This window comes from Stenotrophomonas sp. GL_101, from assembly GCF_057835675.1.
The window spans coordinates 3038934-3060360 of sequence record NZ_CM174432.1 but is presented as its reverse complement, the minus strand read 5'-3'; the positions used below and the strand labels follow the sequence as shown (position 1 = coordinate 3060360).

Here is a 21427-nt window from a genome sequence, read left to right as displayed (position 1 = left end):
CAGGTGCCGCAACGACGGCCACCACCACCCGGAGATTTTCATGACGTATTCCAATCACCGCAACCGTGTACCGGCGCGCAGTCTGCTGGCCAGTGCACTGGTCACCTGCCTGATGCTGGGCGCTGCGCCGAGCCTGATGGCGCAGTCGGCCACCTCGTCGCTGCGTGGCCAGGTCGCCCAGACCGAGGCCGGCACCGAAGTGGTCGCCACCAACGTGGCCAGCGGCAGCGTGCGCCGCGCAACCACCCGTGCCGATGGCAGCTACTCGCTGATGGGCCTGGACCCGGGCACCTACAACGTGGTGGCCAACGGCCAGACGCAGAAAGTAACGGTGACCGTGGCCTCCACGGCGACCCTGAACTTCAGCGGCGCGCCGGCCAACGGCAGCACCGCCAACGCCACCAACCTGGATACGGTCAACGTGGTCGCCCCGACCCTGCTGCAGGAAGTGCGTACTTCCGAAGTGGGCAAGACGGTGAGCCTGCAGCAGATCCAGACCACCCCGCAGGTGTCGCGCAACTTCCTGGAGTTCGCCGACGCGGTGCCGGGCATGATCTTCACCCGTGATGCCAAGGGCAACACCTCGCTGCGCGGCGGTGCCACCAATGCCGACGGCACCAACGTCTACATCGACGGCGTGGGCCAGAAGAGCTACGTCAAGGGCGGCGGCGTGGCCGGCCAGTCCGGCAGCGCCGGCAACCCGTTCCCGCAGCTGGCCATTGGTGAATACAAGGTCATCAGCGGCAACTACAAGGCCGAGTACGGCCAGGTGTCCAGCGCGGCGGTGACCGCGGCGACCAAGTCCGGTACCAACGAGTTCAAGGGTGAAACCTTCTACCGTTACACCAACGAAGACATGCGCGCCAAGACCCCGGCCGAGCGTCAGGTGGGCCAGGACAAGATGGTCTCGGCCGAGAAGGAATACGGTTTCGCCCTGGGCGGCCCGATCATCCAGGACAAGGCCCACTTCTTTGTGACCTACGAAGCCAAGCGCTTCGACCTGCCGGTGACCATCGCTCCGGAAGGCTCGGTCACCAATCGCGTCGGCCTGCTGCCGGGCGATGCCGCCGCCGGCCTCGGCCCGGCCAGCCAGCCGTTCCAGCAGGACCTGATCTTCGCCAAGATCGATTTCGAGCCGACCGACAATGATCGCATCGAGCTGAGCTTCCAGGACCGCGACGAGACCCAGCAGCAGTTCAGTGGGCAGACCGCGCCGGAAGCCGGACGCGAAGTGGTCAACACCGACCGTCGTTACGCGCTGCGCTGGAACCACAGCGGTGAGCGTTACTACAACGAGCTGATGCTCACCCATGAGGATTCGTTCAACAACCCGACCCCGCTGACCCTGGGCAACGGCTTCACCTACACCGCGCCGGACGGAACCGAAGACCGTACCCTGGTGAAGATCGGCGGCGCCTCGGCGCTGGATTCGCAGGTGAAGGGCCAGAAGGGCTGGGCGATTGAAGACAACCTGACCCTGGATGGCATCCAGTGGGCCGGTGACCACACCATCAAGATGGGCGCCAAGTACAAGCAGATCGACCTGTACGCCTCGGATGCGGCGCAGATCAACCCGGCCTTCACCTACACGCTGGGCGATCCGGACTTCCCGTCGGACATCCCGTACAAGGCGCAGTTCGTCAAGCCGGTGACCGGCGTGTCGGGCGTGTCCGGTGAGGTGCGTTCGAAGTCCAAGCAGATCGGCCTGTTCATCCAGGACGACTGGCAGGTCAACGACCACCTGCAGCTGAACATCGGCCTGCGCTGGGACTACGAAAAGACCCCGGCCTACCTGGACTTCGTGACCCCGCAGGCGGTGGTCGACGCGATCTACTCGCAGGATCCGCGCGCCGCCGCGGGCCAGACCTACGCCGATTCGCTGGCGCTGGGTGGGCTGGACATCAGCAATTACATCAGCAACGGCCGCAACCGCAAGGCGTTCAAGGATGCCTGGCAGCCGCGCCTGGGCTTCTCGTATGACATCAACGCCGACGAGCAGCACGTGATCCACGGTGGTGCCGGTCGTTCGTACGACCGCGACCTGTTCGACAACCTGCAGCTGGAAACCACCAAGCTGGCCCTGCCGCAGCCGACCATCTACTTCCGCAACCCGAACACCGGTTCCTGCCTCAACGGCCAGGCCGCCTGCTACGACTGGGACCCGAACCTGCTCAACGGCATCGGCAACCTGCAGTCGCTGGTCGGTTCGACCAGCAATGCCGGCCTGGAAGTGGACCTGTTGAACAACAACCTGAAGGTGCCGTACTCGGACCAGTTCAGCCTGGGCATGAGCAACCAGGTGGGTGACTGGCTGACCGACGCCACCATCGCGCGCACGCTGAGCTACGACGGCTTCGCCTTCACCCTGGGCAACCGTTACCCGACCGGCCAGTTCTTCGATGACCCGCGCCTGTGCGGTGGCTCCGACCCGGGCCTGAGCCAGGCCTGGAGCTGCAACGTGCCGGGCTTCGGCAGCCTGATCATCGGCCAGCAGGGCATCAAGACCCGTGCCACCCAGGTGCTGTTGTCGGCGCAGAAGCCGTTCACCAAGGAAAGCGGCTGGGGCACCTCGATCGCCTACACCTGGACCACCGCGCGCCACAACCGCGACATCAACGAAAAGTACGCGTTCGACCGCGGCGTGATCGGCGACTACCCGACCATCCGCTCCAACGGTGCCCCGCGTCACCGCCTGGTGCTGACCGGTTCGTATGCCGGCTTCTGGGACATCACCTTCGGTGGCAAGATCACCCTGGCCACGCCGACGGCGGTGAACGACTGGTATCCGGTCACCCAGTCCACCGGCTATGACCTGCCGACCCCGGGTGCCGCAGTGCCCAACGCCAACGGCAAGTTCCTGCTCGGTGGCAAGATCTTCGGCTACCGCTCGGTGGACCTGCAGGCCACCAAGACGTTCAAGATGCCGGGCGAGACCGAGCTGTACGCTCGCATCGACATCATCAACGTCTTCAACTTCGACAACTTCTCCAACTACAACTACACCAAGTCCAACGGCAAGCTGCTGGCCAGCTACAACGAGACCGGCGACATCATCGGTACGCCGCGCCAGGTGAAGGCCGAGGTCGGCTTCCGCTTCTGATGACCGTATGACCCGGCGCCGCCTTCCGGGCGGTGCCGGGCGGGTAGGTACCGACCGTTGGCCGGTACCCATCAACCGCCGGCAGGCCTGGGCCTGCCGGCGGGACCGCCCAGCCGCTTGCCATTCGATGATGGGCAAGCGGGTGTGTGGTCGGTACGCCTCCATCCGCCACGGCGGATTTTTTTGGATCGTGATCTGTAAACGATTTCAGCTTGGTTGAGGCTATGCTCTCCAGTACGAACATGCGCAAAAGGTGGTGGTCGATGAATGCATCTCGGATGGTGTCGCTGGCGTTGTTGTCCGTGGCCATCGCCGGTTGCCAGCAGCAGGCGCCGGACAAACCGGCCAAGCCGAAGCCGCCGGTGATCCTGGTCGAGGCCGACGTGCCGCCGCGGCCGATGAAGCCGGACCTGCCGCCGTTGTTCGACGACATCGAGCGCCGCACCTTCCAGTTCTTCTGGGACACCACCAACGAGGTCAACGGGCTCAGCCCGGACCGCTATCCGTCACGCCCGTTCGCCAGCATCGCCGCGGTCGGTTATGCGCTGACCGCCTATCCGATCGGCGTGGAAAACGGCTGGGTCAGTCGTACCCAGGCGGTGGACCGCACCCTGCTGACGCTGAAATTCTTCCGCGACCTGCCGATGGGCGCGCAACGCACCGGCAAGGGCGGTTACAAGGGCTTCTATTACCACTTCCTGGACATGCAGGAAGGGCGCCGTTATGACAGCTGGGTGGAACTGTCGAGCGTGGATACCGCGCTGTTGATGATGGGCGTGCTGTTCGCGCAGTCGTATTACAGCGGCGACGATGCACGCGAGAAAGAGATCCGCGACATCGCCGACACGCTCTACAAGCGCGTGGACTGGACCTGGCTGCAGAAGCGCTCGCCGCTGATCTCGATGGGCTGGTTCCCCGAAAGTGGCTTCATCGACCACGACTGGATGGGCTACAACGAGGCGATGATGGTCTACATCCTCGCGCTCGGCTCACCCACCCATCCGGTCAGCCCGGATGCGTGGACGGTGTGGACGCGCACCTACGACAACGACTGGGGTGTCTACCAGGGCCAGGAATACCTGTCCTTCGGGCCGCTGTTTGGCCACCAGTACACGCATGTGTGGGTGGACTTCCGCGACATCCAGGATGCCTACATGCGCGAGCGCGGCAGCACCTACTTCCTCAACAGCCGCTCGGCCGCGCTGGCCCAGCGCGAGTACGCCATCGCCAACCCGATGAACTGGAAGGACTACGGTGAGAACGTGTGGGGCCTGACCGCCAGCGATGGCCCGCAGAACACTACCCAGGAATACCGTGGCGAGCAGCGCCAGTTCCGCCATTACTCCTCGCGCGGCGCCGGCCTGCGCGAGAACTTCGATGACGGCACCATCGCCCCCACCGCCGCGATCGCCTCGGTGGTGTTCGCCCCGGAAGAGGTGATCCCGGCCACCGAAGAGATGCACAAGCGCTACGGCGACTACATCTATTCCAGCTACGGCTTCCTGGATTCGTTCAATCCCAGCTTCAACTACGACATCCCGATCAAGACCGGGCGCATGGTGCCCGACCGTGGCTGGGTGGCCAGCGACTACATCGGCATCGACCAGGGCCCGATCCTGACGATGATCGCCAACTACCGGAATGATTTCGTCTGGGACGTGATGAAGAAGAACGTGCACATCCGCAAGGGCCTGGAACGCGCCGGTTTCACCGGTGGCTGGCTCACCCCGGAAGGCGAGCAGCAGCCGATGGAGCTGCAGAAGGATGAAAAGGCCGCTTCGGCACGCTCGGTCGGCATCGCCGAATCGCGCGCGGCAGCGGCCCAGGAACAGAAAAACAATTCCAATACGAACCGCAACCAGCAGCAGGGGAAGTAAGCAGTGCCAGTGTCGTCGCGTCCCAGGTTGGGTTGGTCTTTGTTGCTGCTGCTGGTCGGCAGCGTGGTGCTGGGTGGCTGCCGCAAGGAGCCCGAAGGGGTGACCGTGCGCTTCTGGGCGATGGGCCGGGAAGCGGAAGTGGTGACCGGGTTGATCGAGGAGTTCGAGGCCGAAAACCCCGGCATCCATGTCGATGTGCAGAACATCCCGTGGACGGCCGCGCATGAAAAGCTGCTCACCGCGTTCGCCGCCGATGGGTTGCCCGATGTGTGCCAGCTGGGCAATACCTGGATCCCCGAGTTCGCCGAGCTCAACACGCTGGTGCCGCTGCAGCCCTACGTGGCGCAGTCCAAGGTGGTGGACCCGGCCGACTATTTCCAGGGCATCTGGGACACCAACGTGGTCCACGACGAGCTGGTCGGGGTGCCGTGGTATGTGGACACCCGGCTGCTGTACTACCGCAAGGACCTGCTGGCCCAGGCCGGTTTCGACCACCCGCCGCGCACCTGGGACGAGTGGAACACCATGATGGCCGCGATCAAGAAGATGCAGGGCCCCAAGCGCTACGCGGTGCTGATGCCGATCAACGAGTTCGAGCAGCAGTTGTCCTTCGCCCTGCAGCAGCCGGATCCGCTGCTGCGCGATGACAATACCCGTGGCAACTTCCGCAGCCCCGGCTTCCGCAGGACGTTGGGTTTTTACGAAAACATGTTCGCCCAGGGCTGGGCACCGCGCATGTCCGAGACCCAGATCTCCAATGTGTGGGATGAGTTCTTCCGCGGCTTCAACGTGTTCTACCTGTCCGGCCCGTGGAATATCCGCGAGTTCAAGAAGCTGCAGCCCAAGGAACTGGAGGGCAAGTGGGGCACCGCCGCGCTGCCCGGCCCGGACGGCCCCGGCGCCGGTATCGCAGGCGGCACCAGCCTGGTGATCTTCCGCTCCTCGCAGCAGAAGGAAGCGTCGTGGAAGCTGATCGAGTTCCTGTCGCGCCCGGCCATCCAGGAGCGCTTCCATTCCATCATCGGCGACCTGCCGCCGCGGCGCAGCACCTGGGAGTACCCCTCGCTGGCCAACGACCCGCTGGCGCAGCCGTTCCGCGACCAGCTCGAGCGGGTCAAGCCGACCCCCAAGGTGCTGGAGTGGGAGCGGATCGTGCAGGAAATGCGCATCGTCACCGAACAGGTGGTGCGCGGTGGCCTTGATCAGGATGTGGCAGTGAAGCAACTGGATGACCGCGTGGACAAGGTCCTGGCCAAACGCCGTTGGATGCATGAACGCGATGCGCAGCAGGCGCCCGCCGCGCCCAGCGCACCGCCCAGCACGGCAGCCTCGGAGGCCACCCCATGAAGCAGCGCACCCTTGCCGGCTGGATGTTCGCCGGCCCGGCCATCCTGGTGATCGGCGTGTTCTTCGGCCTGCCGGTGTTCTCGGCGCTGGCGCTGAGCATTACCGACTTCGACCTGTACGCGCTGGCCGACGGCGACAACCTGCGCTTTGTCGGGCTGGGTAATTACATCGACCTGCTGCAGACCCCGATGTTCTGGAAGTCGCTGTGGAACACCACTTACTTCGTGGTCGTCGGGGTGCCGATGTCCATTGCGGTATCGCTGGGCGCGGCGATCCTGCTGAACGCGCCGGCGGCACGTTTCAAGGCCTTGTTCCGCACCGCGCTGTTCGCCCCGGTGGTGACCACGCTGGTGGCCGTGGCGGTGATCTGGCGCTACCTGTTCCACACCAGCTACGGCCTGGTCAACTACGGCCTGGGCCACCTGGGCATCAACCCCATCGACTGGCTGGGCGACCCCAACTGGGCGATGCCGACCATCATGCTGTTCGCGGTATGGAAGAACTTCGGCTACAACATGGTGATCTTCCTGGCCGGCCTGCAGGCGATCCCGCATGACCTGTACGAGGCGGCGCGCATCGACGGTGCCTCGCGCTGGAAGCAGTTCCTGCACATCACCCTGCCGATGCTCGGCCCGGTGCTGCTGGTGGTCGGGGTGATCACCGTGTCCGGCTACTTCCAGCTGTTCGCCGAGCCGTACGTGATGACCCGCGGCGACCCACTGCAGAGCACCGTCAGCGTGCTGTACTTCATGTTCGAGGAAGGCTTCAAGTGGTGGAACCTGGGACGCGCCTCGGCGGTGGCATTCCTGCTGTTCCTGATCATCCTGGCGGTGACCAGCGTGATGCTGCGTTTCGGCCGCAAGAGGCAATTGGTATGAGTCGTGAAATCGGCCAGTCGCGCTGGCATGCCTGGTGGGTCAATGGTGGCCTGCTGGTGCTGGCGGCGGTCAGCCTGGCGCCGCTGTTGTGGATGCTGTCGGTGTCGTTCATGCCGACCGGCGAGGCGGCGCATTTCCCGCCGCCGTTGCTGCCGTCTTCGGTCACCACCGCCAACTACCACGAGTTGTTCGCGCGGACCGGCATGGCCAACAACTTCGTCAACAGCCTGGGGGTGTCGCTGGCGATCACGCTGGGCTCGCTGCTGCTCAACACCATGGCCGGCTATGCGTTTGCCAAGTTGAACTTCATCGGCCGCGAGCGGATCTTCCAGCTGTTGCTGGCCGCGCTGGTGATCCCGGCGCAGGTGGCGATGCTGCCGCTGTTCCTGCTGATGAAGCAGCTGGGCCTGGTCAACAGCTTCGGCGGGGTGATCGTGCCGGCGCTGGCCAGCGTGTTCGGCATCTTCCTGGTACGCCAGTACGCGCGCTCGATCCCCGATGAGCTGCTGGAAGCGGCGCGCATCGACGGGGCAGGGGAGATGCGGATCTTCTTCCAGATCGTGCTGCCCATGCTCAAGCCGGTACTGGTGACGCTGTCGATCTTCACCTTCATGGGCGCCTGGAACGATTTCATGTGGCCGTTGATCGTGTTGACCGACCAGGAGCACTACACTTTGCCGGTTGCCCTGGCCACCTTGTCGCGCGAACACATCATGGACGTGGAGATGATGATGGCCGGCGCGGTGGTCACGGTGGTGCCGGTGCTGCTGCTGTTCCTGGCATTGCAGCGTTACTACATCCAAGGTCTGCTGCTGGGGAGTGTCAAAGGGTGAAACATGCCGTCGTCGCGGTGGTTCTGGGTCTTGGGCTGGTGGGGTCGATGGCGGCCCGGGCCGCTGCGCCGGCGGAGTTGCCGGCGCCGAAGGTGCTGGACAGTTTCGATGACATGGCGGCCTGGAAACTGGTGGTGTCCGACCAGGTCAGCGGCTCGCTGCGCAGCGTGGCCGGCAACGGCGGCGGGCGCGCGCTGTGCGTGGACTATGACTTCCACGAGGTCTCCGGTTACGTCGGCATCCGCCGCGAGCTGGGCATCACCTATCCGGCCAACTACCAGCTGGGTTTCCAGATCCGCGGCGACTCGCCGGCCAACGACCTGCAGTTCAAGCTGATCGATGCCAGTGGCGACAACGTGTGGTGGGTCAATCGCCCGGGCTACATCTTCCCCAAGGCGTGGAGCAGCGTGCAGTACCGCGCCCGCCAGATCGACAAGGCCTGGGGGCCGGGCAAGGACCCCACGCTCAGCCGCAGCGCCGCGGTGGAATTCACCCTCTACAACAAGGTCGGTGGCAAGGGCACGGTGTGCTTCGACCGGCTGACCCTGCAGGGTCTGCCCCCACAGGACACCTCGGCGCTGGCGCCGTCGGTGATCGCCGATACCGCCACCGCGCTGCAGAGCCGCATCGCCGACGGCAAGCCGGACACGGTGTGGATCAGTGGCGGCGTACCTGAGCAGACCATCAGCCTGGACCTGCACAAGGTGCGTGAGTTCGGCGGTGCGGTGATCCAGTGGTTGCCGGGATTGGAGGCGACCCGCTATGTGGTGCGCACCTCCGAGGATGGCCGCAGCTGGCGCGAGGTACGCGAGGTGGTGGGCGGCGGTGGTGACCGCGACTGGCTGGCGCTGCCCGATACCGAAGCGCGCTATGTGCGCTTCGACCTCAAGGGTGGGCCCAACTGGCGCTATGGCATCCGCGACATCTCGCTCAAACCATTGGACTTCGCCGCCACGCCGAACGACTTCATCCGCTCGGTGGGGGCCGACCTGCCGCGTGGCTCGGTGCCGCGCGGGTTCAGCGGCGAGCAGCCGTACTGGACCCTGCTGGGCCTGGACGGCGGCCGCGAACAGGCGCTGATCGGCGAAGACGGTGCGCTGGAAGTGGCCAAGGCCAGCTTCAGCATCGAGCCCTTCGTGGTGGTCGACAAAAAGCTGCTGAGCTGGGCCGACGTGAGCACCCGGCAATCGCTGCAGGACGATTACCTGCCGATCGCCAGTGTCCACTGGAGCCACGACAAGGCCGCGCTGCAGGTCACCGGCTTCGTCCAGGGCACGCCGGACAAGGCGCAGCTGGTGGGCCGCTACACCCTGCGCAATCCGGACAAGGTGGCCCACGAGTACACCCTGGCACTGGCCGTGCGCCCGTGGCAGGTCAACCCGCCCACCCAGTTCCTCAACACCGTCGGCGGTGTCAGCCGCATCGACACCCTGTCGGTGGACGCCACCGACATCGAGGTCAACGGGCGTGCGCGGGTGTATCCGGCGCAGACCCCGGACAGCACCTTCGCCACCACGTTCGACGGCAAGCTGGACGTGATGCACCTGGCCAGCGGCGCGCTGCCAACCACGACCGAAGTGAAGGATCCCACCGGGCTGGCCTCCGGTGCGCTGCTGTACCGCTGGACGCTGGAGCCGGGGCAGAGCCGCGAAGTCGCCCTGGTGCTGCCGCAGACCGGCGACTGGACGATGCCCCGGGACTTCGATGCCGCCAAGGCACAGCAGGCGGTGGCCTCGATGTGGCGCACCAAGCTGGACCAGGTGAGCCTGCAGGTGCCGGCAGCCGGCAAGCCCTTGGCCGATACGCTGCGTACCGCGCTGGCGCACATGCTGATTTCGCGCATCGGGCCGAGCATCCAGCCGGGGACGCGTTCCTACTCGCGCAGCTGGATCCGCGACGGCGCGATGATTTCCGAAGGCCTGCTGCGCATGGGTCGCAGCGATGCGGTGCGTGAGTACGTCACCTGGTATGCGCCGCACCAGTTCGACAGCGGCAAGGTGCCGTGCTGCGTGGACTCGCGAGGCAGCGATCCGGTGCCCGAGAACGACAGCCATGGCGAGCTGATCTTCAACATTGCCGAGTACTGGCGCTACACCGGCGACAGCACCTTCCTGGAAGTAATGTGGCCGCACGTGCAGAGCGCCTACAACTACATGGAACTGCTGCGCCTGAGCGAGCGCACCGAAGAGAACCGTGCGCGCAACCCGGCGTTCTACGGGATGATGCCGGTGTCGATCAGCCACGAAGGTTACTCGGCCAAGCCGATGCATTCGTACTGGGACAACTTCTGGGCGTTGCGCGGCTACAAGGATGCGGCGGTCATCGCATCCACCCTGGGCAAGCTGGACGCGCTGCAGATCAGCCAGTCGCGCGACCAGTTCCGGGATGACCTGGGCGCGTCGCTGCAGGCGGCGATGGCCCAGCACAAGATCGACTACCTGCCCGGCGCGGCCGAGCTTGGCGACTTCGATGCCACCTCCACCACCATCGCGCTGGCCCCGGGCGGTGAGCAGGGCCGGTTGCCGCAGCCGCAGTTGAACAACACCTTCGAGCGTTACTGGACAGAGTTCCAGGCGCGCCGTGACGGCAAGCGCGAGTGGAAGGACTACACCCCTTACGAATGGCGCAACGTGGCCGCGTTCGTGCGCCTGGGCTGGCGCGACCGCGCCTGGCAGGCCACCGAGTTCTTCTTCAAGGACCGTGCGCCGCAGGCCTGGAACCAGTGGGCCGAAGTGGTCTCGCACACGCCACGCAAGCCGTTCTTCCTCGGCGACCTGCCGCATGCGTGGGTGGCATCGGACTTCGTGCGCTCGGCGCTGGACATGTTCGCCTACAACCGCGATGTCGATGACAGCCTGGTGCTGGCCGCCGGTGTCCCGACGCGCTGGCTGGAAGACAAGGGCGTGGCGATCAAAGGCCTGCGGACCCCGAACGGCCAGCTGAGCTACGCACTCAAGCGCAGCGACAAGCAGCTGGAACTGGACCTGTCGGCCGGGCTGGTACCGCCCAGTGGCGGGGTGATCCTGCCGTGGCCCTACAGTGGCGAACCCGGCGACACCACCGTCAACGGCGAGCCGGCGCAATGGGTGAACGGCGAACTGCGGATCACCCAGGTGCCGGCCAAGGTCGAGATCGAGATTCCGGCCGCGGTACGCCGCGCGGAGCGGAAGGCGCAGTGAGCGGCCACCGGCACGACGGCGCGCGGGCAACCGGTGCCGCGCTCGGCGGCCTGATCCTGATCGGCGTGTTGGCCAGTACCGCCCAGGCGGCGCCGCCGGCAACCCCGGCCGCACCGCTGTCGGCCGTCCCGTTGGCGGCCAAGAGTGCCCCCGGGATGAGCATGGTCACCTTCAACCTCCACCACGACCGCGAAGACTGGCCGGCCCGGCGCAAGGTGATCCTGCGCGAACTGCAGGCCCTGCAGCCCGATGCGATCGCCCTGCAGGAAGTGATCCAGAAGCCGCACGTGCGTAACCAGGCCGCCTGGCTGGCGCGCAAGCTGGGCTACGACTACCAGTTCGTTTCCACCGATCCGCCCGGCCGCTTCAAACGCTACGGCAATGCGCTGCTGACCCGTCGCAAGGTCGTGGCACGCAACGAGCACCTGCTGGCACCGTTGGGCGACTACCGCACCGTGGCGCACCTGCGCATCGACGTCGACGGCCAGCCGGTCAACGTGTATGCCACCCATTTGAACGAACGCTCCGACGCTGTCGGCAGCGGCATCCGCGCCGAGCAGGTAGCCGACCTGTTGGCGTTCATCGCCGCCACCGCCGGTGATGACCCGGTGGTGATCGCCGGCGACTTCAACGCGCTGGTCGATGCCGGCGACCTGAGCGCGCTGCGCAACCACTACGGCGACAGCTACGGCAGCGTGCACGTCAACAACGAATTGGCCCAGGCCAGCACGCTCAACCGGCACTACTACGACGCGCCCTCGCGCATCGACCACGTCTTTTTCCAGCAGGACCGCCTGCTCGCGCGCGACGCCAGGCTGCTGTTCGACCAGCCCTATGCCGACGACCGCTGGGCCTCGGACCACTACGGGGTATGGACGTGGCTGCAGTTCGCGCCCAGCCCGGGCGTACCGGCGGCAACCACGCCCTGATCGTTGCGGGCGTGGGGATGGCGCAGGCGTGGTTCATGGCGCCGTAGCGAAGCTGCGCGCACTCCTCGTTTTGTTCGCACGCCCCCCAAACGCAGACAGCGGCCCGAAGGCCGCTGTCTGTTTGGTGCATCACGCAGGCGGGATCAGCCCTTGTCGTTCTTTTCCCGGTCGTGCGTGTTGGCGTCGTCGGCCTGCGCGACATCGGTGGGGATGTCCTCGCGGGATTCAGCCTGGGCAGCCTGTGCGGCGGCGTCGGTGCTGGCCGGGGTTTCGCTGGCGGCAGTGCCGAACAGCTGGCCGTTCTGCGCCACCGGCGCGGTATCGGCCGTTTCCACGCGGATCGGTGCCGGTGCGGTCGGTGCCGGCTTGACCGGCGTGGCTTCGGTGGCATCCAGCATGCTGGTCTGCACCGGACGGACGGTCTCGACCGGGGCCGGGGCGTCCACCACTGGCGTGACGATCGGTGCCGGTGCGGTCGGAGCCGGGGTAGCGATCGGTGCCGGAGCAGCGACCGGAGCCGGGACAGCGACCGGAGCCGGAGCAGCGACCGGAGCCGGGGCAGCGACCGGAGCCGGAGCAGCGACCGGAGCCGGGGCAGCGACCGGAGCCGGAGCAGCGACCGGAGCCGGGGTAGCGATCGGAGCCGGAGCAGCGACCGGAGCCGGGGCAGCGACCGGAGCCGGAGCAGCGACCGGAGCCGGAGCAGCGACCGGAGCCGGGGTAGCGATCGGAGTCGGAGCAGCGACCGGAGCCGGAGCAGCCACTGCCACCACGGCCGGGGCCGGGGTCGGGCTTTCCACGAACGGCACGCGGTCGGTGTAGGAGGCCGGGGCCTTCTCGACCACGGCGTCAGCCGTCGGTTCCACCACCGGCGCCGGCGTCGGCTCGGTGTGACCGGCGGTCACTACCGGGCTGCTGACCACGGCCGCCGGTGCGATGGCGGCGACAGCAGCGACCTGGGCCGGGCGCGGTGCCTGGACCGGCGCGGCGACCGGAGCGGTGCTGCTTTCATCGTCGAAATCGAACTCCGGCTGCGGCTGGCCGTTGCTGGCAACCGGACGCTCGGCATGGGCGGTGGTGTCACCGTCCAGCTCGCTGTCCTGGTCGTCAGCGTCGTCGTCCAGACCGGCGTCATCGTTCAGTCCATCGCTGCCGGCAGCCTGCTCGCCAGCGCCACGACGACGACGACGGCCACCGCGACGGCCGCGACGACGGCGCGAGGCGCCTTCGCCATTGGCGTCGTCGGCAGTGCCGGGGCCATCGGCCTGTTCGCCGGCATCGGCCTGGGCGACCTGGGCCTCATCGGTCGGTGCGGCCACCGAAGCATCGGCGTAGGCACTGTCCTGCGGGGCAGCGTGGGAGGTGACGCCGTCGGCGACACCCACGGCCACGGCGGCAATCACGGCGGCATCGGCTACCGGTGCGGCCAGGTTCGCCGGCTTGGGCGCATCGGCCTGCGGCTGGCGGGCCGGACGGTCACCGGCAATGGCCTTGTCGGTATCGCCCTGCCTGGACTGCTGCGGGTTCTGCTTCTGCTTCAGCTTGGGCTGCTGCGGCTCGTTGCGCGGTGCCTTGGGCTGCTGCTCGTTACGCGGCTTGCCCTGGCCCGGTGCCTGGACCTGGCTGGCGGCGGCATTGGCCGGTGCGGCATTGGCGTCCTGGCGGCGCTCGTCGCGACGCTCGGTCTTGCCGCCGCGTTCACCCCGGTCACCCCGGTCACCCCGGTCACCCCGGTCCTTGCCACGGCCCTGGCCCTGCGCCTGCGCGCCGCCATTGCCGTTGCGTTCGCCACGCTCATCGCGGCGGCCGTTGCGGTCCTTGTTGCGATCCTTGTTGCGGTTGTTGCGGTTGCCATCCTGGGCCGGTCGGTTGCCCGGCTGCGGGGCTGCGGCCGGGGCCGGTTCGCCGCCGAAGATGCGCTTGAGCCAACCCACCACGCCGGTGGCGGCCGGGGCGGCGACGGCAGCGACGACGGCCGGAGCCGGTGCGGCTTCCGGTTCGGGTGCGTCGCGTACCGGGGCCGGCTGGCTGTGCTTGACCTGGGTCACCACCGGGGCCACCGGGATGTTCAGCTGGGCCTTGGTCAGGGCGTGCACCGGCAGCTTGCGCGGGGTACCGCGCTGGTAGCTGGGCTTGCCGCTTTCTTCGCCCAGTTCATTGTCGCGCAGGCGGGTGACCGTGTAGTGCGGGGTGTGCAGCTGCTCGTCGGCGACGATCACGATCGGCGCGTCATGGCGCAGTTCGATTTCACGCAGGGCACCGCGCTTTTCATTGAGCAGGTAGTTGGCGATCTCGACCGGGGCCTGGACCAGCACCTGCCCGGTGTTTTCCTTCATCGCATGCTCTTCGGCCACGCGGATGATCGACAGCGACATCGACTCGACGCTGCGCATGCGGCCGTGGCCGTCGCAACGCGGGCAGATGATCTGGCTGGATTCACCCAGGCTCGGGCGCAGGCGCTGGCGGCTCATTTCCATCAGGCCAAAGCGCGAGATGCGGCCCAGCTGCACGCGCGCACGGTCGTACTTGAGCGCGTTCTGCAGGCGGTTTTCGACTTCGCGCTGATGCTTGTTGGAGGCCATGTCGATGAAGTCGATGACCACCAGGCCGCCAAGATCGCGCAGGCGCAGCTGGCGGGCCACTTCTTCGGCCGCTTCCAGGTTGGTCTGGAAGGCGGTGTCCTCGATGTCGCTGCCCTTGGTGGCGCGCGAGGAGTTGACGTCGACGGCGGTCAGCGCTTCGGTCTGGTCGACCACGATCGAGCCGCCCGAGGGCAGGCGGACATTGCGTTCATACGCGCCTTCGATCTGCGATTCGATCTGGAAGCGGTTGAACAGCGGGATGTCGTCCTTGTAATGCTTGAGCTTGCGCAGGGTCTGCGGCATCACCTGCTGCATGAACTCGCGGGCGGTCTCGTAGAGTTCCTCGGTGTCCACCAGGATCTCGCCGACGTCGGCGCGCAGGTAGTCACGCAGGGCGCGCACGATCAGGCGCGATTCCTGGTAGATCAGGAAGGCGGCCGGCTTGGTCAGCGCCGCTTCGGCAATCGACTTCCAGACCTGCAGCAGGTAGTCCAGGTCCCACTGCAGTTCTTCGGCATCGCGGCCCACGCCGGCGGTGCGGATGATCACGCCCATGTCGTCGGGGATGTCCAGCTTGTCCAGCGCTTCCTTCAGCGCCGCGCGGTCTTCACCCTCGATGCGACGCGAGACGCCGCCGGCGGTCGGCGAGTTCGGCATCAGCACCATGTAGCGGCCAGCCAGGGAGATGAACGTGGTCAGGGCGGCGCCCTTGTTGCCACGCTCTTCCTTGTCGACCTGGACCACCACTTCCTGGCCCTCGCGCAACAGCTCGCGGATGCCGGCCTTGTTGGGGTCCACGCCGGCCTGGAAGTAATCGCGGGAGATTTCCTTCAGCGGCAGGAAGCCATGGCGTTCGCCACCGTACTCGACGAAGGCCGCTTCCAGCGACGGCTCAAGGCGCGTGATGCGGCCCTTGTAGATGTTCGACTTTTTCTGTTCCTTGGACGGCTGTTCGATGTCGATGTCGTACAGCGTCTGGCCATCCACGATGGCAACCCGCAGCTCTTCGGCCTGCGTGGCGTTGATCAGCATTCGCTTCATTATTGCGTTCCTCGCGCGCTGCTACCGCGCGGAACGCCATGGGGTTTCGCTTCTGGTCACGCTTCGACGCCCATCGCGCAGGCGCGGGGAGGGCGGCTTGGGTTTCCAGCGCTACGACACCACGGCAGGCCGCGGGAGCGCTTCATTTGTCTTGGTTTGGGTGTAACGGGGCCGGAGGCAGCTGTCAGCCAGGCTGGAGCGCCACAGGGACATTTTTTCAGCACAGATGCTTGTCAGGCATCCGGCGATGGCCGGGACCACCGGTGAGCCGCTAACATGGCCGCCCCGGGGGCGGTGGCTGCGCACTGTGCCGGAATCGCGGGAAGTCGGGCTTCTGGCCCAGAGCAACTTCCAACGAAATCAATCCCTTATCTCGCAAGCCGAGTGTAACAGAATAAAAGGCCCATGACTGACACCGAGCCGTCCTCCAAACCCGCTGAAAGCATGACCAGCGTCCGTATGATCACCATTCCGGAAGACCGCGCTGGACAGCGGCTGGACAATTTCCTGCTGGGCCAGCTCAAAGGCGCCCCGCGCAGCCTGATCTACAAGCTGGTGCGCAGCGGGCAGGTCCGCGTCAACGGCGGCCGCGCCAAGGCCGAGCGCAAGCTGGAGGCCGGCGATGAAGTGCGGGTGCCGCCGGTCCGTCTCACTGAAGAAGGAGACAAGGCCGGTCCGCCCGCTTCGTTCATGAAGCGGCTGGAAGATGCCATCGTGTTCGAGGACGATCGATTGCTGGCGTTGAACAAGCCGTCCGGCGTGGCCAGTCATGGCGGCAGCGGGATCAGCTTCGGCGCGATCGAAACCCTGCGCGCGCTGCGCCCGGGCCGGACCCTGGAGCTGGTGCATCGGCTGGACCGCGATACCTCTGGCCTGCTGATCGTGGCCAAGAAGCGCTCGGCCCTGAGCGAGCTGCAGGCGCTGCTGCGCGAAGACCACGGCGCCGGCATCCGCAAGCGCTACCTGACCCTGCTGGTGGGCCGCATGCCCGACGGCACCATGACCGTGGATGCGCCACTGCACGTCGGCCTGCGCCAAGGGGGCGAGCGGCACGTGCAGGTCAACGCGATCGGCAAGGAGTCGATCAGCCACTTCAAGGTGCTGGAGCGCAAGGGCGGGCATTCCTATTGCGAGGTGCGCATCGAAACCGGGCGTACCCACCAGATCCGCGTGCACGCCCAGCACCTGGGCCACGCGGTGGCCGGTGATGACAAGTACGGCGAACCGGACGTCAACAAGCGGCTTCGTGAGCAGATCGGGCTCAAGCGCCTGTTCCTGCACGCGGCCACGCTGGAATTCGCACTGGACAGTGGCAAGACCCCGTACCTGCTCAACGCGCCGCTGGCCGATGAACTGGCCGAGGCATTGAGCCGGTTGGGGTGAGTTTCCCCGTGCGGTGCGCGACGACCAACGGTCGTCGCCTACCGACCGAGCCTACCGACCACGCCCGGTAGGTACCGACCGTTGGTCGGTACGTCGCATCACCGCCCGGCACCCCGAGCGCCACGACCCACGGTCGTGGCCTACCGGTGTGCGCTCACCACTTGAACAACACCAGGCTGATCGCCAGGCTGCCCATGCCGGCGACGAGCCCGTAGACCGTTTCGTGACCCTTGGCGTAGCGCTTGGCCGCCGGCAACAGTTCATCCAGCGCCAGGAACACCATCACCCCGGAAATGATCCCGAAGACCCAGCCGAAGGTGGCATGGTTGAGCATGCCCGACAGCGCGAAATAGCCGATCGCCGCGCCCACTGGTTCGGCCAGCCCGGACAGCAGGCTGGCGCCGAAGGCGTACCACTTGTTCTGGGTGGCGAAATACACCGGCACCGCAATCGCGATGCCCTCGGGGATGTTGTGGATGGCGATGGCAAAGGCCAGCGGCATGCCCACCGAAGGGCTTTCCAGCATCGCAAAGAACGTGGCCAGGCCTTCGGGGAAGTTGTGCGCGGTGATCGCGATCGCGGTCAACAGGCCCACCCGCTTGATGTAGGCCTTGTTGTTGTCGCGGAACAGCGGGTCCTGCTTGTCCAGGCTCTCGTGCGGGTTGGGCACCAGGTGGTCGATCAGCACGATCAGCAGCACGCCGGCCAGGAACGCAGCGGTGCCGTAGGCAAAACCCAGCCGCGCATCGTAGGCCAGGGTGAACGAATCAATCGCCTTGTTGAGGATCTCGGTAAGCGAGACGAACACCATCGCCCCGCCGGCGAAGGCCAGCCCGAATGCCAGCAGGCGCGGATTGGGGCGGCGTGAGAACAGCACCATCAGGCTGCCCAGGCCGGTGGCCAGGCCGGCAGCCAGGGTCACGCCAAGGGCGATCCAAACGTTTTCACTGGAAATATCGAGCATGCGCCACAGCGTCCTTGTAGAAGTGCAACGCGCCCCGGGCGATACCACCGGGGCGCGAGAAGGGGACGAGGCTGGCGACAGCTGACCTCAAGAACAGGCTTCAACCGCCTCGGCGCAACCGCTCTTCGACCGCGAAGCACTGGTCCGGTTTGGGTTGTGGCGGGTTGAAGCTGACCGGTACCTGGATCGTCGTGGAGACCGGCTGGCCGGCACGGGTGGCAGCCTTGAACTGCCAGCCCTGCACGGCGGCTTTGGCCTGCTCGTCGAGCTGGGCGTTGCCGCTGCCGGTGAGCAGGGTCACTTCGCCGGGCGCGCCGTCGGCGCCGATCACCACCTTGAAGGTGCTGGTGCCGCCGATGCCCTGGCAGGCCAGTTCGATCGGGTACTGCGGTGGCGGGGTCTTCACGGCGGCCACTTCGGTGGGCGCGGCCACCGGCGCGGCCGGTTCGGCCGGTCGGTTGCAGCCGACCAGGGCGGTGAGGGCAATGCTGGACAACACGAGGGTCTGCAGTTTCATGGGATCACTCCGTCAGGCCCGAAGCCTTGGCTGCACAAATGAAGTCGTTTTCGCTCAGGCCGCCCACGTCGTGGGTGGAAAAGCGCACCACGGCGCGGTCGTAGTGCACGCCCAGGTCGGGGTGGTGGTCTTCGCGATGGGCCACCCAGGCCAAGGCATTCACGAACGCCATGGTCCGGTGGTAGTCGTCGAAGCGGAAGGTGCGGGTGAGCGCCTGGCCGAGCTCGGCCAGCTCCCAGCCGGGCACCTGGGCCAGCAGTTCGGCCACCCGGGCCTCGCCCAGCTTGTGGTCGCTGCCCTTGCGCGGTATGCAATGCGCCTGCGCCAGTGGAATCCGGTCGGCCATGAAATCCTCCATTCCCATTCTTCTTGCAAGATGCCTGAACGATGCGCCGGCCGGTGTATAAACCGAATGAGCGCATAACATGTAAGTAGCTAGAATAGCCCGATGATCCAGATCTCCGACACTGCCCAGACCTATTTCCGCAAGCTGATCGAGCGCGAGGCCGTGCCCGGCATGGGCGTGCGCCTGAGCGCCGTCGACGCCGGCACCCCGCGCGCCGATGCCCGCCTGGAGTTCTCCGAGCCAACCGACCTGCTCGGCGATGAGTGGGCGGTGGACTGCGATGGCTTCACCCTGTACGTCGATGCGGCCAGCGTGGGCTGGCTGGACGGTGCCGAAATCGACATCGTCAGCAATGCCACCGGCAGCCAGCAGCTGACCATCAAGGCGCCCAAGATCAAGGGCGATGCGCCCGGCGATGCCTCCTCACTGGTCGAGCGCGTGCGCTGGGTGGTGGAGAACGAAGTCAACCCGCAGCTGGCCTCGCATGGCGGCAAGGTGGCCGTGCAGGAAGTCTCCGCCGACGGCGTGGTCCTGCTGCGCTTCGGGGGCGGTTGCCAGGGCTGCGGCATGGCCGATGTGACCCTCAAGCAGGGCATCGAGAAAACCCTGATGGGGCGCGTGCCGGGCATCACCGCGGTACGCGACGCGACTGACCATGACAGTGGCAACGCGCCGTACATCCCGCGCGGCACGGCCGCCTGACCGCACTGCGTGCCTCTGCGCCGGGCTGACGACATCCTCGATTGGCTGCTGGCACGCCAGCCGGACCAACGCATCCTGGAAAAAACCACGGGCCTGCCTTATGGGTGGGGCCTGTGGCTGCGCGCGCTGACGCCGCTGCCACGACCGTTCCGTTCCAGTGACGTCATCGCCGAGCTGGCCCAGCGGCCGCTGCCGGGGTCGCCCGGCCGCCTGCCGCGCCTGGGTTTCCTGCAGGCGTTGCGACGGCTGCTGTGGCAAGGCTGGGAACCGGCGCCGCGCGACCAGCGCTGGATGCGCTGGACCTCGGCCACCGTCAGCCTGCTGCTGCATCTGCTGTTTGCCCTGTTGCTGCTGTGGGTGGCGCTGATCCGCCCACCGGTCGAGCCGGAGCAGGGCGGTGAGAGTGGGCGCGTGCAGGTGGCGTTGGTGGGCCGTGGCGCGCCAACGCAGCAGGAAAGCGAAGCGGCTGCCGAAGCGGCCGCGGCGGAGTCCCCCTCGTCGCGTGCCGCGCCGCCGTCCAGCACGCCACCGTCTGCCTCGGCATCGGCTCCGCAGCCCAGCGCCGCACCGGTGCCGACCGACGACGCGCCGCCGAGCCCGCCGACGCCGGCCACGCCGGCCGTGGAGCAGCCCGTGCAGGCCACCGAGGTGGCGCAGGCCACCACCGATTTCGTGGTGCCGCCGACGAGTACGCCGCGTACGGAAGTGCGCGTGGTGCCGCGCGATCCGCAGGACGTCGCGGTACGCGAGCGCACGGTCACCACGCTGCAGGTGCCGACCGCGCGTGCGGCCGTTCCGGCGCTGCGCACCCTCGAGCCCACACTGCGCACGCCCGATCCGAGCGTGCGCGAACGCCAGGTCAGCGTGGTCCAGGCGCCGACACCCAGCGTCACCGTCCCAGGGCCGCGCGTGGAGGCCGCGCTTCCGCCGCGCGACCTGCAGGTGCGCGAGCGCGAGATCCACACGATCACCTCGCCGTCGGTAACGATGCCTGCGGTGTCGCCGCGCGAGGTTGCCGCTCCCGCCGGCAGGACGCCCGAGGTAACGGTGCGCGAGCGCGCTGTCGCCACCGCCGCGCCGTCGTCGACAGCTGCCACCGCCACCGCCACCGCCACGCCGAGCACGTCGTCCGCCGCGCCCGCCAGCACGCCGGCGCCACACGCCCCCAGCCAGCCGGCAGCCCGCGCCGCACAGAACCCGGACAACTGGGCCGCGCCGACCGGCGGTGACGACTGGGCGGCGGCCAACCACCCGCAGGACCGCGACCTCAACGGGCGCGCGGTCAGCGATACCGGCAGCAACAGCGGCACCCTGTTCAAGGGCGACGGCAGCGTGCGCGTGCCTGCGCAGGACGGCAAGGGCACGGCCGAACGTGGCGCGCCCGGTGGCGACAAGGACGGCTGGACCAAGGAGCGCATCGCACAGTCCGGCACCTGGCTCAAGCGGCCGCCGTACAACTACACGCCCACCTCGCTGGACAAGTACTGGGCGCCCAACGAGTCGCTGTTGGCCGAATGGGTGCGCAAGGGCATCAAGGCAGTGGAGATACCGATCCCCGGCAGCAGCTCGAAGATCTCCTGCGTGGTCTCGATCCTGCAGTTCGGCGGCGGCTGTGGCCTGAGTGATCCGAACATGCAGGACCAGCCGGCGGTGGCCCGCCCGCCGCCGGACATCCCGTTCAAGAAAGAACTGCAGGAAGACAATGGAAGCCGCTGAGGCATAGCTTCATTGCATGTGTAGCGCAGGGCG

General features: G+C 67.0%; 14 protein-coding genes. 10 read left to right on the top strand and 4 right to left on the bottom strand.

The genetic code is table 11. The features are described 5' to 3' along the window. Positions 1-40: 40 nt before the first annotated feature. From AC3IR9_RS13420 to AC3IR9_RS13390, 7 genes are all read left to right on the top strand, one after another. The gene (locus AC3IR9_RS13420; RefSeq protein WP_489291218.1) at positions 41-3100 is read left to right on the top strand and encodes a TonB-dependent receptor; all 3060 of its coding nucleotides are present in this window, start codon (positions 41-43) and stop codon (positions 3098-3100) included. 263 nt (positions 3101-3363) lie between these two features. Beyond that, on the top strand, positions 3364-4977 hold the full coding sequence (locus tag AC3IR9_RS13415) for a glucoamylase family protein (protein WP_489291217.1): 1614 nt from the start codon (positions 3364-3366) through the stop codon (positions 4975-4977). A gap of 39 nt (positions 4978-5016) precedes the next feature. Further along, positions 5017-6324 (top strand): sugar ABC transporter substrate-binding protein, encoded by a 1308-nt coding sequence (locus tag AC3IR9_RS13410; RefSeq protein ID WP_489291216.1) that lies wholly within the window; start codon positions 5017-5019, stop codon positions 6322-6324. After that, complete coding sequence (locus tag AC3IR9_RS13405; protein WP_489291215.1) at positions 6321-7202, top strand: carbohydrate ABC transporter permease; 882 nt, start codon at positions 6321-6323, stop codon at positions 7200-7202. The genes AC3IR9_RS13410 and AC3IR9_RS13405 overlap by 4 nt, the downstream gene beginning before the upstream one ends. Beyond that, entirely contained in the window at positions 7199-8035 is an 837-nt protein-coding gene (locus AC3IR9_RS13400) for a carbohydrate ABC transporter permease (RefSeq protein WP_489291214.1), read from the top strand. Before AC3IR9_RS13405 ends, AC3IR9_RS13400 begins: the two co-directional genes overlap by 4 nt. Before the next feature lie 47 nt (positions 8036-8082). Continuing rightward, positions 8083-11214, top strand: coding sequence for a discoidin domain-containing protein (locus AC3IR9_RS13395; protein ID WP_489295834.1), 3132 nt, complete (start codon positions 8083-8085; stop codon positions 11212-11214). 53 nt (positions 11215-11267) lie between these two features. Further along, positions 11268-12143 (top strand): endonuclease/exonuclease/phosphatase family protein, encoded by an 876-nt coding sequence (locus AC3IR9_RS13390; RefSeq protein ID WP_489295833.1) that lies wholly within the window; start codon positions 11268-11270, stop codon positions 12141-12143. 143 nt (positions 12144-12286) lie between these two features. On the opposite strand, the gene AC3IR9_RS13385 is transcribed toward AC3IR9_RS13390, so the two are convergent. Then, positions 12287-15766, bottom strand: coding sequence for an Rne/Rng family ribonuclease (locus AC3IR9_RS13385; protein ID WP_489291213.1), 3480 nt, complete (start codon positions 15764-15766; stop codon positions 12287-12289). Between the two features lie 444 nt (positions 15767-16210). On the opposite strand from AC3IR9_RS13385, the gene AC3IR9_RS13380 reads away from it, so the two are divergent. Further along, positions 16211-17149: an RluA family pseudouridine synthase gene (locus AC3IR9_RS13380; RefSeq protein ID WP_489295831.1), complete on the top strand. Its 939-nt coding sequence runs from the start codon at positions 16211-16213 to the stop codon at positions 17147-17149. A 154-nt stretch (positions 17150-17303) separates the two neighbouring features. Here the strand turns inward: AC3IR9_RS13380 and zupT are convergent, their stop codons facing one another. The 3 genes from zupT to AC3IR9_RS13365 all read right to left on the bottom strand — a co-directional run bounded on the left by zupT (position 17304) and on the right by AC3IR9_RS13365 (position 18976). Then, positions 17304-18113: a zinc transporter ZupT gene (zupT, locus tag AC3IR9_RS13375; protein ID WP_489291212.1), complete on the bottom strand. Its 810-nt coding sequence runs from the start codon at positions 18111-18113 to the stop codon at positions 17304-17306. Between the two features lie 100 nt (positions 18114-18213). Beyond that, positions 18214-18630 carry an energy transducer TonB gene (locus AC3IR9_RS13370; RefSeq protein WP_489291211.1) on the bottom strand — a complete coding sequence of 139 codons (417 nt, stop codon included), beginning with the start codon at positions 18628-18630 and terminating at the stop codon, positions 18214-18216. A gap of 4 nt (positions 18631-18634) precedes the next feature. Continuing rightward, positions 18635-18976, bottom strand: coding sequence for a 4a-hydroxytetrahydrobiopterin dehydratase (locus AC3IR9_RS13365; RefSeq protein ID WP_489291210.1), 342 nt, complete (start codon positions 18974-18976; stop codon positions 18635-18637). A gap of 102 nt (positions 18977-19078) precedes the next feature. Here AC3IR9_RS13365 and AC3IR9_RS13360 point away from each other — a divergent pair, with 102 nt between their 5' ends. Continuing rightward, positions 19079-19678: an NfuA family Fe-S biogenesis protein gene (locus AC3IR9_RS13360; protein ID WP_489291209.1), complete on the top strand. Its 600-nt coding sequence runs from the start codon at positions 19079-19081 to the stop codon at positions 19676-19678. A 9-nt stretch (positions 19679-19687) separates the two neighbouring features. Next, positions 19688-21394 (top strand): hypothetical protein, encoded by a 1707-nt coding sequence (locus AC3IR9_RS13355; protein ID WP_489291208.1) that lies wholly within the window; start codon positions 19688-19690, stop codon positions 21392-21394. Positions 21395-21427: the final 33 nt, after the last annotated feature.